The sequence below is a fragment of the Bacillus sp. Root131 genome (assembly GCF_001429475.1).
GTDB lineage: Bacteria > Bacillota > Bacilli > Bacillales > Bacillaceae_G > Bacillus_A > Bacillus_A thuringiensis_S.
In genome coordinates this window covers 27,832-43,000 of record NZ_LMJQ01000010.1, presented here as the reverse complement: position 1 = coordinate 43,000, position 15,169 = coordinate 27,832, and the positions used below count along the sequence as shown (strand labels likewise).

Below are 15,169 nucleotides of genomic sequence, written 5' to 3'. Positions count from 1 at the left end.
ATAGGGGTAAGGGGTAAAGCTCATGGAAGAATTAAGTTTTCAAGTCATTATTTTATTAATTGCATTCGGTTTTTTAGCAGCTTTTATTGATTCGGTTGTTGGAGGAGGAGGGTTAATTTCGCTTCCGGCGCTTATGTTTGTTGGCTTATCGCCAGCTTCGGCAATTGCAACGAATAAATTAGCGGCAACGATGGGGACGTTTACGAGTGCGATGTATTTCATTCGATCAGGAAAAGTTGATTTTAAAATTGTAGGAAAGTTAATCCCGTTAACTATTGTTGGAGCTGTTGCAGGCGCTTTAGTAGTAAAATTTATTCCATCGGATATTTTACGCCCATTAGTACTTGTAATGTTGGTATTTATTGCTATTTATATTATTGCAAAAAAGAATTGGGGAAGTGTGTCTACCTATAAGAAGATGACGCAAAGAAAAACATTAATATTTTTCTTTGCTATTTTAATGATAGGATTTTATGATGGATTTTTTGGACCAGGGACAGGGTCGTTTTTAATTTTTGCATTTTTATTAATTGGCTTGGATTTTATTCAAGCGGCAGCATCTGGAAAACTTTTGAACTTTGTTAGTAATATTGTATCTTTAATTACTTTTTTATTTTTAGACATAATTCATTTTGAATACGGTATTATCATGGGATTATCAATGATCTTAGGTGCTTATTTTGGATCGAAGTTTGCGGTTCAAAAAGGTGTTGGATATGTAAGAACTTTATTTTTATTAGTTACTATATTATTGATCGGGAAAAATGTTTTGGAATATACTCATATTTTGTAGATTCATACGCATGTATGAATCTCTTTTTTTATTATATTTTAAAAATTTATTAATTTTTAAAATATAAGTCTAGGAATATTTGAATAAATCTAAATTATCGTGTAGAATAATGTTGTAAAATGTAAACGTTTTTCTAAGGGGAGGCTAAAAAAAATGGTAGTAGCATACAAACATGAGCCATTTACAGATTTTTCAGTGGAGGCTAACAAATTAGCGTTTGAAGAAGGTTTAAAGAAAGTAGAATCTTATCTTGGACAAGACTATCCATTAATTATTGGGGGAGAAAAAATCACTACAGAAGACAAAATTGTTTCTGTAAACCCTGCAAATAAAGAGGAACTTGTTGGTCGTGTTTCAAAAGCAAGCCGTGAGTTAGCTGAAAAAGCAATGCAAGTAGCGGATGAAACATTCCAAACTTGGAGAAAATCAAAGCCAGAAATGCGTGCAGACATTTTATTCCGTGCTGCAGCAATCGTTCGTCGCAGAAAACATGAATTCTCTGCTATTCTTGTAAAAGAAGCAGGTAAGCCATGGAATGAGGCAGATGCTGATACAGCAGAAGCAATCGACTTTATGGAATATTATGGTCGTCAAATGTTAAAATTAAAAGACGGTATTCCAGTAGAAAGCCGTCCAATTGAATATAATCGTTTCTCTTACATTCCATTAGGAGTAGGTGTTATCATTTCTCCTTGGAACTTCCCATTCGCAATTATGGCAGGTATGACAACAGCTGCTTTAGTTTCTGGTAACACAGTATTACTAAAACCAGCTAGTACAACTCCTGTAGTAGCAGCGAAATTTATGGAAGTATTAGAAGAAGCTGGCTTACCAGCTGGCGTAGTAAACTTCGTTCCAGGTAACGGTTCTGAAGTTGGTGACTACTTAGTAGATCATCCTCGTACACGTTTCGTAAGCTTCACGGGATCTCGTGATGTAGGTATCCGTATCTATGAGCGTGCAGCGAAAGTAAACCCAGGACAAATTTGGTTAAAACGTGTTATCGCTGAAATGGGCGGTAAAGATACAATCGTTGTTGATAAAGAAGCAGATCTTGAATTAGCAGCTAAGTCTATCGTTGCATCAGCATTCGGATTCTCAGGACAAAAATGTTCTGCATGTTCTCGTGCAGTAATCCATGAAGATGTATACGATCACGTATTAAATCGTGCTGTTGAATTAACGAAAGAATTAACAGTTGCTAACCCAGCAGTATTAGGTACAAACATGGGTCCTGTTAATGACCAAGCTGCATTTGATAAAGTAATGAGCTATGTTGCAATTGGTAAAGAAGAAGGTAGAATCTTAGCAGGTGGCGAAGGAGACGATTCTAAAGGCTGGTTCATCCAACCAACAATCGTTGCTGACGTTGCAGAAGATGCTCGCTTAATGAAAGAAGAAATCTTCGGACCAGTAGTAGCATTCTGTAAAGCGAAAGACTTCGATCATGCACTTGCAATTGCAAACAATACGGAATACGGTTTAACAGGTGCTGTTATTACTAACAACCGTGACCATATTGAAAAAGCACGCGAAGACTTCCACGTTGGTAACTTATACTTCAACCGTGGATGTACTGGTGCAATCGTAGGTTACCAACCATTCGGTGGCTTTAACATGTCTGGTACAGACTCTAAAGCTGGTGGACCTGATTACTTAGCACTTCACATGCAAGCAAAAACTACTTCTGAAACTTTATAAGAAATAGTAGAGGAGCTCTTCACAGAATGTGAAGAGCTCCTTTTAAAATTGAAATCCTATATATTACCATCGTTCGAAGGGAATGAGCTAAAACCTATTAATAGCGTGATAAACATGTGAACAGAAATAAAATGATGAGAAAAGTTGACTTATTAGTCATATTTTTTAGTATTCATTTTGAGAATTTCCTGTATAATACAATTTGAAAGAAAATCTATGGTTCGACAAGGAACACTCCTTTCAGTTTTGCTCACTGAAAGGAGTGTTTTTTTATGTAGCTAAAAATTCTTGCGTGCTTATTACATTTGCATATACGCCATTTAAACTAGCTAAAATTGTATTGTGAATATAAACAGCTGGTATAGTAGCGTTCTTAAAAGAAAGGTCTTTTGTAGCACAAGCGTCATGTATAACGGTACATTGAAAGCCAAAATCGAATGCAGCCCTTACTGTTGCATCGATACACATATGAGTCATCATCCCGCATACAACGACATGTTCAATATTTAAACGTTTTAATTGCTCTAGAAGATTAGTTTCTCGGAAGCTATTTGGATAATGTTTGACTATAACTGTTTCTTCTCTAAGTGGACGTACGCTTTCATGAATATGTACACCTTCTGTATTAGGTAGGAAAAAAGTAGCGTCATCTTTTATAGCTATGTGTTGGATATGAAAAATAGGTTCGCTGTTTGTTCTAAAGTGTTGTAATAACTGATTAGTATATTCGCTTGCTTCTACTGGATTACGCAATTCCATCTTTCCATTTGGAAAATAATCGTTTTGAATATCGACGAGTAAAAGAGCTGTTTTCATATATTTATCTTCCTCCGAGTTTCATATTCAAATAAATTTATTCAATTTGTAGAGAGGATTCTCCTGTTTAAAAATATGAGGAAGAAGAATTTTAAATAACCTTGAAAGTTACTATTTTTCAGATGAATATTCATCTGAAAATTTTAATAAAGGAATAATTAATATTTTTCTAAAAAATGTATTGACTCTTATTATTCTGAGTTCTATAATGAGAATTAATTAAACGACAATTAAATCGATACATTCTTATCCAGAGAGGTGGAGGGACTGGCCCTACGATACCTCAGCAACGGGTTTTTTAATACCGTGCTAACTCCAGCAAGCCATATAAAGGCTTGGAAGATGAGAAGATGTGAACGAGTACATATAAGTGCTCTCCTTCTTATCTTTATGGTTGATAAGAAGGAGGGCACTTTTTATTTTACCTCGAAAGCTCTACTTTAAGTTTTTACAGCATATAGGAGGGGGAAAAATGATTTCTTTTAACAATGTAAGTAAAGTGTATGAATCAGCTGGGCAATCTGTTCATGCGGTGGAGGATGTAACATTATCAGTTGAGAAAGGCGAAATTTTTGGCATTATCGGTTTTAGTGGAGCTGGAAAGAGTACATTATTACGCTTAGTAAATATGTTAGAGAGACCGACGGCAGGAACGATTTCAATAGATGATAAAGATATTACATCATTATCGACGAAAGAATTACGCAAACTAAGACAAAGAATCGGAATGATTTTTCAAAGCTTTAATTTATTTAATTCAAGAACAGTGTTTGGGAATATTGCTTATCCATTAAAGTTAGCGAAATTGCCAAAGAACGAGATAAAGGAACGAGTGAATGAACTGCTGAGGTTTGTAGGGTTAGAAGATAAAGCAAACTATTATCCAGAACAGCTATCAGGGGGACAAAAGCAGCGTGTTGGTATTGCTAGAGCACTTGCGACATCGCCAGATATTCTTATATGTGATGAGGCAACATCAGCCTTAGATCCAGAAACGACGACAGAAATTCTAAACTTATTAAAGAAAGTAAATCGAGAATACAATTTAACAATTCTTCTTATTACACATGAAATGCATGTTGTGAAAGAAATTTGTCACCGTGTAGCTGTAATGGAGAAGGGAAAAGTTATTGAAGAAGGAAAACTGTTTGATGTTTTCACGCAACCAAAAACAAAGACGACTCAAAACTTTGTACGTTCTGTTATTAATGATCATTTACCAGAAAGTGTTCTAGCGAAAATTCAAAATGGTGGTCAAATTTATCGTCTAACATTTACTGGTGAGGAGACAGGACAGCCGGTACTATCATATATCGCAAAAAACTATAACGTTGATGTAAATGTACTGTACGGAAATATTATTGAACTTCAAAATGTGCTATTTGGAAATCTGCTTGTAGAATTGCAAGGTGAGCAGAGGGAAATTCAAAAAGCATTACAACATCTAAGACTGCAAGTGCAGCTGAAGGAGGTAGAAGCTCATGCGAGTTGATTGGAGTATATTTTGGCCGCGCATACTAGATGCGACGGGAGATACCCTCTTAATGGTAATTGTAACACTTATATTCGCTACAATTCTGGGTATACCTCTAGGTTTACTTTTATATGTAACGAGAAAAGGAAACTTTTTAGAAAATAAATGGGTCTTTTCTATTCTTAACATCATAATTAATACAATTCGTCCGGTACCATTCATTATCTTTTTAGTAGCTTTAAGCCCACTAACAAGAAGCGTTATTGGAACGACGATTGGAACAGCAGCGGCAATTTTCCCGATGACGTTAGTCGCATCAATTGGTATTGCTAGAATGGTTGAAACAAATCTTGTTTCCGTTCCGAAAGGAGTAATTGAAGCAGCGCAAGCAATGGGCGCCTCGCCAATTAGAATCGTTTTTGAAATCCTTGTACCAGAAGCGTTAGCACCATTAATCTTAGGTGTCACGTTTATGACAGTTGGTTTAATTGAATTTTCTGCAGTTGCTGGGCTTGTCGGTGGTGGCGGTCTTGGTGACTTGGCAATGACATATGGTTATCAACGTTTTGATACATCGGTTATGTTCGTAACGGTCGTGTTACTTATCATTCTCGTACAGATAGCTCAAAATTTAGGAAACTACTTTCCGAAAGTCTTGTTACGCAGATCATAAAAAGGAAGAGAGGAAAAGAAAATGAAGAAAATTTTAGCATTTGCATTATCAGCGATTGTAGGAGTCTCAGCATTAAGCGGCTGCTCAAGTGGAGACACGGGTGCAGGAGCGAAAGAAAAAGTAGTTCGCGTCGGTGTAACTGGAACGGATGGAGACGCTTGGGAAATCTTGAAGAAAAAAGCTGAAAAAGAAGGGATTAAAGTTAAACTGATTGAGTTCTCTGATTACACAACGCCAAATAAAGCGTTAGCTGATGGAGATATTGAATTAAACTCATTCCAGCATATTGCTTTCTTAGAGCAATTTAAAAAAGAGCATAAGTTAGATATTACAGCTGTTGGTACAACGCAAATTGCACCAATGGGTTTATACTCTGAAAAATATAAGAAAGCAAATGAAATCCCAGATGGTTCAGAAATTGCAATTCCAAACGATCCAACGAACCAAGCACGTGCATTAAAACTTCTTGATGCAGCTGGATTATTAAAGCTTAAAAAAGATTTTGGCTTATTTGGAGATCCAAGCGGCATTGCTGAAAATCCGAAGAAATTAAAAATCACGCCGGTTATCGCACAGCAAACACCTCGTGTATTAAAAGATGTAGCAGCTTCAGTTATTAATAACGGTGTTGCTGGTCAAGCTGGATTAGATCCAGCGAAGGATCCTATTTTCTTAGAAGATCCAAAGAATGAAAATGCGAAGCCTTATATTAATATTTTCGCAGCTCGTACGAAAGATAAAGATGATCCAACACTGAAAAAAGTAATTGAATTATATCATTCAAAAGAAGTAACAGATGCAATTAAGAAAGAAACAAATGATGGTTCAATTTCAGTTGACCTTTCACTTGAGGAGCTTGAAAAAATCGTAAAATAATGATTGGGTTTAATGGACTAACAGAAGGAACCCCTCCGCTGTTAGTTCGTTCAACATATAATCTACTTAACAAACGAACCCTAATTCTGTACCTTCCAATTTTGTATAACGTAGAATCCAATGTTTGTTAAGTAGAGTAATGGACCAGGAGTTTTCCTGGTCTTTTTTTATGAATGAAAGTAGATAGCGAACAGTAAGGTAATCCAAATTATAATGGGATAAGAAAATAAGCTGAAAAGGAGTGTAATTACGAATTGCTTTTGATGAATTAAGTGTTTTTTTGATAAAAAAAAGAAAATAGAAAAGAGAGTAATGAAAAATGCTGATATTACGCCGGGGTTATAGGAGCGATAAATGAAAAACAAAATAATATGTTGAACAGAGTTAAAGAAGATGGCCCCTTGTATAAAAATAATCCAGCATATAGAAGACAAGAAGTTAAGTTGATATAGAAAGACGATAAGTAATACAAAGATTGTTAATACGGAAATGGCAATGAAGAATTGTTGGCTAGTTATAATACGGATTGAAAATTGATTAGCAAGATATTGTGGCATTTGGAAAGCTTCTTCAAGGTTATGAATGAAAAATAATAAGGGAATGATCCAGAGTATAGTAGTGGAATGCTTTTTCATCAACTTACATCACTCCAATAAAGTATAGAAAGCCTAAAAAAGGCCCTCTATACAGAGATAGTTATTCAATTATGATATTTTTTAAATTAACATCATGATGCTCTCGTTCTTTCGGATAAGCAGCTAGTTCCTCTTGTAAAATATTTAATATTTGCTTAGCTGATTGCTGGATTGGATTAGGTAGCTCTTCTAATATATGCATCCCGACTTTTACTTTTGTAAGAATTACCCTTCGTAGTAATTCCTCATGCATGTACTACACCTCCAAAGCGAATATTTAGTACATCTTCTTCAAATTTTGCTCCTTGAATAGAAAGGTGTGTTAATGTTTTGGGTAACGTGATGTTCCGTTTAACAGAACCGGCTCGAATAATAAGTTCATCACCTTTTTGATTTAATGAAAGTTCACTTTTATTTGAGAAGGGAATAGAAAGAATGAAAATATAATCATCGCCATCTTTTTTTACATATTGTGTGCGGCCGTTAAATTTCACTTCAGTAGGACAATGATCAGTTTTAAATAAAGCATCTCCTACACGCTCTAACATAGGTAAACCAACAACTTCTTGTTCAAACATTGGAGCTTCGTAAATAGGAAGCGGCTGAAAACTATCTTGAATTAATGTTTTATATTTTTTTTGAGTATCTTTCCATGCTTGAAAATAAGGATCGGTGACAGTGTTAGGGATGACGCGGTTAATCATAATGGCATCTACGTTATAATCGTATAAATTTAAATAAGTAAAGCTACGCTGAGCTTCTTTAATGACCATTTTTTCGGGATTTACAACGATGCGGATACTTGTTATTTCTCGGTTTGATAAAATATCTCTCATTTCTCCGAGCTGTTCAAGTGTATTCGTTAATTCGTCCATAATATCATCGGTTGGAAGAGGAACACCAAGAAGTGGTTGAGCTACAGGGCGAACAACTTTTAAAACTTTTCTTTTAATAGGAAAGAGTTTTTCCATCCACCAGCTGAGCATGTCTGGAAAGCTGAGCATTGCTAATGTTTCTCCTGTTGGAGCACAATCAATGATAATAACATCATATGTGTTTTGTTTATAATAATCGAGTACGCGAAGTAAGCTAATTAAATCTTCCATACCAGGAAACATCGTTAACTCTTCTGTTGTAATATCATCAGCTGCTTTGGAAGTGAAGAGTAGCGTAATATATTTCTGTAATTTCCCCCAGCCTTTTTCCATCTCATAAATCGTATTAATTTCTTGTGCCCACAAATTTTCACGAATTTCTAATGGCTCAGAAGATAGCTTTATACCAAATGAATCTCCTAAACTATGAGCAGGATCTGTACTCATTACTAATGTTTTTAATCCTTGTTTTGCGCTTTGAAGCGCTGTTGCTGCTGAAATGCTAGTTTTTCCTACGCCGCCTTTACCTGTATACAAAATAATTCTCATTATTCTATCCCCTTTGTTTCGAGTGTCGAATATTACGAGTATCGAAATAAAATATTGAATAAAAACCCAACTAGGGTTTTATTCAATCGGAATGTTTTTCATTTTAGGTGTAGAAACCTTTTCTTCTGTTTTTTGCTGTGACGTAGCGATGTGATTCATGATCTTTTGGAAGATTTGTAGTAAGAATGCTTTTTCTTCTTCTGATAATGCTTCTGTCACTAGGTTAAAGTAATGGGCTGCATTTTGTTTTACTTCTTGGACGAGCATTACGCCGTTTTCTGTTAAACGAATTAATACAATGCGTCGGTCGTTTTCATCACGGTACCTTTCAATATATCCCTTTTTTACGAGGCGATTTACAACACCTGTCGTTGTACTCATCGGTATATCAAGAAGGTCAGCAATTTTTGTCATTGTAATATCTGTATTTCGCTCCATCCAAAGTAAACAAAATACTTCTGTTTTAGAAAGTGTTAAATCTAGGCTTACCCATTCTTCAGGATAGAAAAGTTTCTTGGCGTTATCTAGCAGTAAGTCTAAAAAATGTTCATATTGCAACAATTAATTCCACTCCCGTATATTTCGAGGTTCGTAATATTTATTTTTATTTTATGTAGAATAGAAATAATTGTCAATGTTTTTAATTGATTTTTCAGATTAAAAAGAAAACTACCTTTAAAATAGTATTCTTTTATGATAGATTTATAAATATAAAACTAGAATTTACATAAAAATCCATCATGGTAAATATACTTATCTATAATGGGTATACAGCTAACGAGGGGGAGAACGATGAGAAGACGTAATACGCAAGCGTTCACATTTTTAGCATGGACTTCATTTGTTTGTGCGCTTTCAGGTATGCTAATTGGGATTTATACGTTAGATGAAACGCTTAGTGTAAAAGGATACTATTTAATTGGAACACTATTTTTAACGATGTCTTGTTTTGTGTTACAAAAAACAATTCGTGATAATGAAGAAGATAACGAGAGATTTCCGAAAAATAAACCGTTAGATAAAGAGTAAATTGTAAAGAAAGGCATTTGCCTTTCTTTTTTTATGTAAAAATGGCGTAAGTGCCGTGTGTTGACTTGCTTGAAGTACTGAAAATTTGGTATCATCAATAGTATTGTAGATTGAACGATATATTATGGAGGTGGCCTAGCCGTGTCAAGAATTTCCGTTGAGAATGTAAAGCACGTAGCACATTTAGCACGTCTTGCAATTACTGATCAAGAAGCTGAAAAATTTCAAAAACAACTAGATGCAATTGTTACATTTGCAGAACAGTTAAATGAATTAGATACAACAGATGTAAAACCAACAACTCATGTATTAACTATGAAAAATGTTATGCGTGAAGATGTACCAGAAAAAGGTTTACCAGTCGAAGAAGTATTAAAAAATGCACCGGATCACAAAGATAATCAAATCCGTGTTCCAGCAGTATTAGAATAGAGGAGGGGAATTTCGATGTCATTATTTGATCATTCAGTATCAGAGTTACATAAGAAATTAAACAACAAAGAAATTTCCGTTACGGATTTAGTAGAAGAATCTTACAAACGTATTGCGGATGTTGAAGATAACGTAAAAGCTTTTCTTACATTAGATGAAGAAAATGCACGCGCAAAAGCGAAAGAATTAGATGCAAAAATCGGCGCTGAAGATAATGGTTTATTATTCGGTATGCCGATTGGTGTAAAAGATAACATTGTAACTAACGGCCTTCGTACAACTTGTGCGAGTAAAATGTTAGCAAACTTCGATCCAATTTATGATGCGACAGTTGTGCAAAAGCTAAAAGCTGCTGACACGATTACAATCGGTAAATTAAACATGGACGAGTTTGCAATGGGTTCTTCAAATGAAAACTCAGGATTCTACGCTACGAAAAACCCATGGAACTTAGATTACGTTCCGGGCGGATCTAGTGGTGGTTCTGCAGCAGCTGTAGCAGCGGGAGAAGTACTATTCTCTCTAGGTTCTGATACGGGTGGTTCTATCCGTCAGCCGGCTGCATATTGCGGTGTTGTAGGTTTAAAACCAACTTACGGACGCGTATCTCGTTACGGATTAGTAGCATTCGCATCTTCACTTGACCAAATCGGACCGATTACACGTACAGTAGAAGACAATGCATACTTATTACAAGCTATTTCAGGTATTGACCGCATGGATGCAACTTCTGCAAATGTTGAAGTTGGAAACTATTTAGCTGGTTTAACAGGCGATGTTAAAGGTTTACGCATTGCTGTACCGAAAGAATACTTAGGCGAAGGTGTTGGCGAAGAAGCTCGTGAGTCAGTACTAGCTGCTTTAAAAGTATTAGAAGGTATGGGCGCAACTTGGGAGGAAGTATCTCTTCCGCACTCTAAATACGCTCTAGCAACGTATTACTTATTATCTTCTTCTGAAGCATCTGCTAACCTTTCACGCTTTGATGGCGTGCGTTACGGTGTTCGTTCTGATAATGTAAATAACTTATTAGATCTTTACAAAAACACACGTAGTGAAGGTTTCGGTGATGAAGTTAAACGTCGTATTATGCTTGGTACATTTGCCCTTAGCTCTGGTTACTATGATGCATATTACAAAAAAGCACAACAAGTACGTACATTAATTAAAAATGACTTTGAAAATGTATTTGCTAACTATGATGTTATTATTGGACCAACAACACCAACTCCGGCATTTAAAGTTGGAGAAAAAGTTGACGACCCAATGACAATGTATGCAAATGACATTTTAACAATCCCAGTAAACTTAGCGGGTGTTCCAGCGATTTCAGTTCCATGTGGATTCGGTGCTAACAACATGCCACTTGGTCTACAAATCATTGGTAAACACTTCGATGAAGCGACAATTTACCGCGTTGCACATGCGTTTGAGCAAGCAACAGACTATCATACAAAAAAAGCAAGTCTGTAAGGAGGCGAGCATAGATGAATTTAGAAACAATTATTGGTTTAGAGGTTCACGTTGAGTTAAAAACAAATTCGAAAATTTTCTCTGCGAGTCCAACAGAATTCGGAGCGGAGCCAAATACACAAACAAGTGTAATTGACTTAGGATACCCAGGGGTACTTCCTACTTTAAATAAAGAAGCAGTTAACTTTGCAATGAAAGCTGCAATGGCATTAAACTGTGAGATCGCAACGGAAACGAAGTTCGACCGTAAAAACTATTTCTATCCAGATAATCCGAAAGCTTACCAAATTTCTCAATTTGATAAGCCAATTGGTGAAAATGGTTGGATTGAAATCGAAGTAGACGGTAAAAAGAAACGTATCGGTATTACACGTCTTCATTTAGAAGAAGATGCTGGTAAATCAACGCATACAGCTGATGGTTCATTAGTAGACTACAACCGTCAAGGTATGCCTTTAATCGAGATCGTATCTGAGCCAGATATGCGTACGCCAGAAGAAGCATATGCATATTTAGAGAAGTTAAAATCAATCATTCAATATACTGGTGTATCTGATTGTAAGATGGAAGAAGGTTCTCTGCGTTGTGATGCGAACATTTCTCTTCGTCCAGTTGGACAAGAGAAGTTTGGTACAAAAGCGGAACTGAAAAACTTAAACTCATTCACTTACGTACAAAAAGGTCTTGAGCACGAGCAAGTGCGCCAAGAAAAAGAACTGTTATCTGGTGGTATCATCCAACAAGAAACACGTCGTTATGATGAAGCAACGAAGAAAACAATCTTAATGCGTGTGAAAGAAGGATCTGACGATTACCGTTACTTCCCTGAGCCAGACTTAGTTGAACTTTACATCGACGATGAGTGGAAAGAAGCAGTTCGAGCTTCTATTCCAGAACTTCCAGATGCGCGTAAAGCTCGCTACGTTGCAGAAATTGGCTTACCAGCTTATGATGCACACGTATTAACATTAACGAAAGAAATGTCTGATTTCTTTGAAGCGACTGTTGCAGACGGTGCTGATGCGAAATTAACATCGAACTGGTTAATGGGTGAAGTACTTGCATACTTAAACAAACAACAAAAAGAATTAAAAGACGTTGCATTAACGCCTGCTGGTTTATCTAAAATGGTTCAATTAATTGAAAAAGGTACAATTTCTTCTAAAATTGCGAAGAAAGTATTTAATGAATTAATCGAAAAAGGTGGAGACCCAGAAGAAATCGTTAAAGCGAAAGGTCTTGTTCAAATTTCTGACGAGGGTACACTTCGTAAAGTTGTAACAGAAATTCTTGATAATAATGGGCAATCTATCGAAGACTTTAAAAACGGTAAAGACCGTGCAATTGGGTTCTTAGTTGGTCAAATTATGAAAGCTACAAAAGGACAAGCAAATCCACCGCTTGTTAACAAAATCTTACTTGAAGAGATTAATAAGCGATAATAGTAGTGACTTTTAAAGATTAAGCAGAAAAACACCCGTACATGGGTGTTTTTCTAGGTTAATCAAACGTTTGTTTAAATGAGACAAAATCGTTTAAACAAACGTTTGATTAACTGTCAAAAGTGGAAAAATGTTTGTATAGCAACTATGGTATGATAGTTGCAAAAAGGTGGGAATAATGATAAATCTAAACATAGAGGTTTTTTTCATCTCATGAAATAATAGATAGTTATTATTCGTTATATGTAAATTTTTATGGAAGAATGGATAGAAATAAAGTGAAACTTTAATCAGTGGGAGGTTCATCCAAAGCTGATTATTAGCCCACACCAATCGGGCATTTACTGCCCACAAATAGCGGGATAAATTTTTGGGTCAAATAAAACAAAACCATTGAAATGAATATTTACTTTTGATGGACTACACGAATCGGGTTCTTACTGCCTGTTTGAGCGGGATAAAAGAAGGATAGCAAGATGAGAGGAGGTAGGCATGGGAATACTGAATAGAAGTTCGGTATGTTCTTTTTCGATGCATAAAGAAATTTCCTGTGCTAATAAATGATGAAGCGAGCAAGAATTATTTATAATCCTACTTCTGGGCGTGAGCTATTTAAGAAGAGCTTACCAGAAGTATTACAAAAATTAGAACAAGCTGGCTATGAGACATCTTGTCATGCGACAACGGGTCCTGGAGACGCTACTGTGGCGGCGAGGCAAGCTGCGGATCGTAAGTTTGATGTTGTTATTGCCGCTGGTGGCGACGGTACATTAAATGAAGTAGTAAACGGTTTAGTTGGACATGAATTCCGCCCGAAATTTGGAATTATTCCAGTTGGAACGACAAATGACTTTGCACGTGCGATTGGTGTACCTCGTTCTATTGAAGAGGCAGCAGATATTATTTGCGAAGGAAAAACAGTGCCATTAGACCTCGGTAGAGCGAACGATACATATTTTATTAACATCGCTGGTGGCGGTCGTATTACAGAATTAACATACGAAGTACCGAGTAAGTTAAAGACAGTATTAGGACAACTTGCTTATTACCTAAAAGGTATCGAGATGTTACCATCATTGCATCCGACATATGTTGAAATTGAGTATGATGGAAAGTTACTACAAGAAGAAATTACGATGTTTTTAATTACGAATACTCGTTCAGTAGGTGGATTTGAAAAGGTAGCACCGTATGCATCTATTAACGATGGGTTATTTGACCTATTAGTACTGAAAAAAGGTTCTATCGCTGATTTAATTAAAGCAGCAACACAAGCACAACGTGGTGAACATATTAATAATCCAAAAGTGTTATATACACAAGCGAACCGAATTAAAGTACATTCACCAGATAAACTAATGATTAATTTAGATGGTGAGTATGGTGGAGATGCACCGATGGAATTTGAAAATATATATCATTGTTTAGAACTATTTGTTCCTGAACATCAAGAGGATGCCTTGTAAAGGCATCCTTTTTTACTTTGTTAAAATGAATTGTAAATTGGGAGTTAGTTTGATTTTTATGGTATTTTTACAATTCTTTTATTTTACATCCATATTTTATTGATACACTGGAGGAGATAAGAAACGAGAGGTAGGATGCTATGGAGAAGGTAAAAGCAATACTATTTGATAAAGATGGGACATTAATGGATTTTCATTCAATTTGGATAAAAGTAGCTGAAGAACTTGTAGCTGAATGTATAAGTTTATATCATTTACCAAGTACAATAGGGCAGACCTTATTAGAAGAGATTGGTGTAGAGGGAGCATTTGTTAATCCGAGGAGTGCAATAGCTGCTGGAACAAGCCTTGATGTAGCGAAGGGGCTTTGTAATTATATTGAGTCTGCTAGAGAAGAAGAGATGCATCATTGGGTAAGTGAGAAGTTATTTTCCCTTATGTATGAGCATCGTTCGCATATGAAAATGACAGCAGATTTACCGAAAGTGTTACAGGCATTAAAAGATAAAGGATTTATATTAGGGGTTGTCACGGCGGATGATTTCGCACCAACAGAATTATTTTTAAAACAATATAAGTTGGAGAACTTTTTTGATTATATTATAGCCTCGGATACATTCCTTGCGCAAAAACCAGATAAAAAGATTATAGAAGTGTTTTGTGAGAAATTTAATTTAGAATCATGTGAGGTTGCGGTTGTTGGAGATACGCCAACTGATTTACATTTAGCTAAAAATGGTGGTGATTGCTATGCAATTGGGGTGCTATCTGGTACGGGAGACCGTCCAACATTAGAACCACTTGCTGATTTAGTGTTAGATTCTGTTGGAGAGTTTATTTCTCAATCGGGTGAGTTTTTCTGGGAGAAAGAAAAGTCTAATGTGTAAGGAAAATAAGTCTATAAAGACTCTTAATGAGTCTTTATAGACTTATTT

At 35.8% G+C, this 15,169-nt stretch carries 16 protein-coding genes and 1 riboswitch; of the genes, 11 read left to right on the top strand and 5 right to left on the bottom strand.

Annotated features, from left to right (window positions below; all coding sequences use genetic code 11):
• Positions 1-22: 22 nt before the first annotated feature.
• Both ASE54_RS20375 and pruA read left to right on the top strand, forming a co-directional pair.
• Positions 23-793, top strand: coding sequence for a TSUP family transporter (locus ASE54_RS20375; protein ID WP_000391975.1), 771 nt, complete (start codon positions 23-25; stop codon positions 791-793).
• Between the two features lie 153 nt (positions 794-946).
• Positions 947-2,494 carry an L-glutamate gamma-semialdehyde dehydrogenase gene (gene pruA, locus ASE54_RS20370; RefSeq protein WP_000259555.1) on the top strand — a complete coding sequence of 516 codons (1,548 nt, stop codon included), beginning with the start codon at positions 947-949 and terminating at the stop codon, positions 2,492-2,494.
• 270 nt (positions 2,495-2,764) lie between these two features.
• On the opposite strand, the gene ASE54_RS20365 is transcribed toward pruA, so the two are convergent.
• Positions 2,765-3,310: a cysteine hydrolase family protein gene (locus ASE54_RS20365; RefSeq protein WP_000844921.1), complete on the bottom strand. Its 546-nt coding sequence runs from the start codon at positions 3,308-3,310 to the stop codon at positions 2,765-2,767.
• A gap of 243 nt (positions 3,311-3,553) precedes the next feature.
• A riboswitch (SAM riboswitch) is annotated at positions 3,554-3,659 on the top strand.
• A gap of 123 nt (positions 3,660-3,782) precedes the next feature.
• On the opposite strand from ASE54_RS20365, the gene ASE54_RS20360 reads away from it, so the two are divergent.
• The 3 genes from ASE54_RS20360 to ASE54_RS20350 are packed head-to-tail and all read left to right on the top strand — an operon-like array spanning position 3,783 to position 6,333.
• Positions 3,783-4,802, top strand: coding sequence for a methionine ABC transporter ATP-binding protein (locus tag ASE54_RS20360; RefSeq protein ID WP_000622967.1), 1,020 nt, complete (start codon positions 3,783-3,785; stop codon positions 4,800-4,802).
• Positions 4,792-5,457: a methionine ABC transporter permease gene (locus ASE54_RS20355; RefSeq protein WP_001261866.1), complete on the top strand. Its 666-nt coding sequence runs from the start codon at positions 4,792-4,794 to the stop codon at positions 5,455-5,457. The genes ASE54_RS20360 and ASE54_RS20355 overlap by 11 nt, the downstream gene beginning before the upstream one ends.
• Positions 5,458-5,478: 21 nt before the next feature.
• A complete protein-coding gene (locus ASE54_RS20350) occupies positions 5,479-6,333 on the top strand; it encodes a MetQ/NlpA family ABC transporter substrate-binding protein (RefSeq protein WP_000721600.1) in 855 nt (284 codons plus the stop codon).
• Positions 6,334-6,500: 167 nt separating this feature from the next.
• Here the strand turns inward: ASE54_RS20350 and ASE54_RS34950 are convergent, their stop codons facing one another.
• The 4 genes from ASE54_RS34950 to ASE54_RS20335 all read right to left on the bottom strand — a co-directional run bounded on the left by ASE54_RS34950 (position 6,501) and on the right by ASE54_RS20335 (position 8,953).
• Entirely contained in the window at positions 6,501-6,968 is a 468-nt protein-coding gene (locus tag ASE54_RS34950) for an HXXEE domain-containing protein (protein ID WP_002083648.1), read from the bottom strand.
• 61 nt (positions 6,969-7,029) lie between these two features.
• On the bottom strand, positions 7,030-7,221 hold the full coding sequence (locus ASE54_RS20345; protein WP_000544101.1) for a DUF3926 domain-containing protein: 192 nt from the start codon (positions 7,219-7,221) through the stop codon (positions 7,030-7,032).
• Positions 7,214-8,395: an ArsA family ATPase gene (locus ASE54_RS20340; RefSeq protein ID WP_079997070.1), complete on the bottom strand. Its 1,182-nt coding sequence runs from the start codon at positions 8,393-8,395 to the stop codon at positions 7,214-7,216. Before ASE54_RS20340 ends, ASE54_RS20345 begins: the two co-directional genes overlap by 8 nt.
• 75 nt (positions 8,396-8,470) lie before the next feature.
• Entirely contained in the window at positions 8,471-8,953 is a 483-nt protein-coding gene (locus tag ASE54_RS20335; RefSeq protein ID WP_000942477.1) for a MarR family transcriptional regulator, read from the bottom strand.
• A 231-nt stretch (positions 8,954-9,184) separates the two neighbouring features.
• Here ASE54_RS20335 and ASE54_RS20330 point away from each other — a divergent pair, with 231 nt between their 5' ends.
• The 6 genes from ASE54_RS20330 to ASE54_RS20305 all read left to right on the top strand — a co-directional run bounded on the left by ASE54_RS20330 (position 9,185) and on the right by ASE54_RS20305 (position 15,121).
• Positions 9,185-9,421, top strand: coding sequence for a YiaA/YiaB family inner membrane protein (locus tag ASE54_RS20330; protein WP_001254393.1), 237 nt, complete (start codon positions 9,185-9,187; stop codon positions 9,419-9,421).
• Positions 9,422-9,562: 141 nt separating this feature from the next.
• Positions 9,563-9,853 carry an Asp-tRNA(Asn)/Glu-tRNA(Gln) amidotransferase subunit GatC gene (gene gatC, locus ASE54_RS20325; protein WP_000086999.1) on the top strand — a complete coding sequence of 97 codons (291 nt, stop codon included), beginning with the start codon at positions 9,563-9,565 and terminating at the stop codon, positions 9,851-9,853.
• Between the two features lie 15 nt (positions 9,854-9,868).
• Complete coding sequence (gene gatA, locus ASE54_RS20320) at positions 9,869-11,326, top strand: Asp-tRNA(Asn)/Glu-tRNA(Gln) amidotransferase subunit GatA (RefSeq protein ID WP_000051441.1); 1,458 nt, start codon at positions 9,869-9,871, stop codon at positions 11,324-11,326.
• Between the two features lie 14 nt (positions 11,327-11,340).
• Positions 11,341-12,768, top strand: coding sequence for an Asp-tRNA(Asn)/Glu-tRNA(Gln) amidotransferase subunit GatB (gene gatB / locus ASE54_RS20315; RefSeq protein WP_001047684.1), 1,428 nt, complete (start codon positions 11,341-11,343; stop codon positions 12,766-12,768).
• A gap of 560 nt (positions 12,769-13,328) precedes the next feature.
• A complete protein-coding gene (locus ASE54_RS20310) occupies positions 13,329-14,234 on the top strand; it encodes a diacylglycerol kinase (protein WP_000977679.1) in 906 nt (301 codons plus the stop codon).
• Positions 14,235-14,374: 140 nt separating this feature from the next.
• Positions 14,375-15,121 (top strand): HAD family hydrolase, encoded by a 747-nt coding sequence (locus ASE54_RS20305; protein WP_000416657.1) that lies wholly within the window; start codon positions 14,375-14,377, stop codon positions 15,119-15,121.
• The last annotated feature ends 48 nt before the right edge of the window (positions 15,122-15,169 follow it).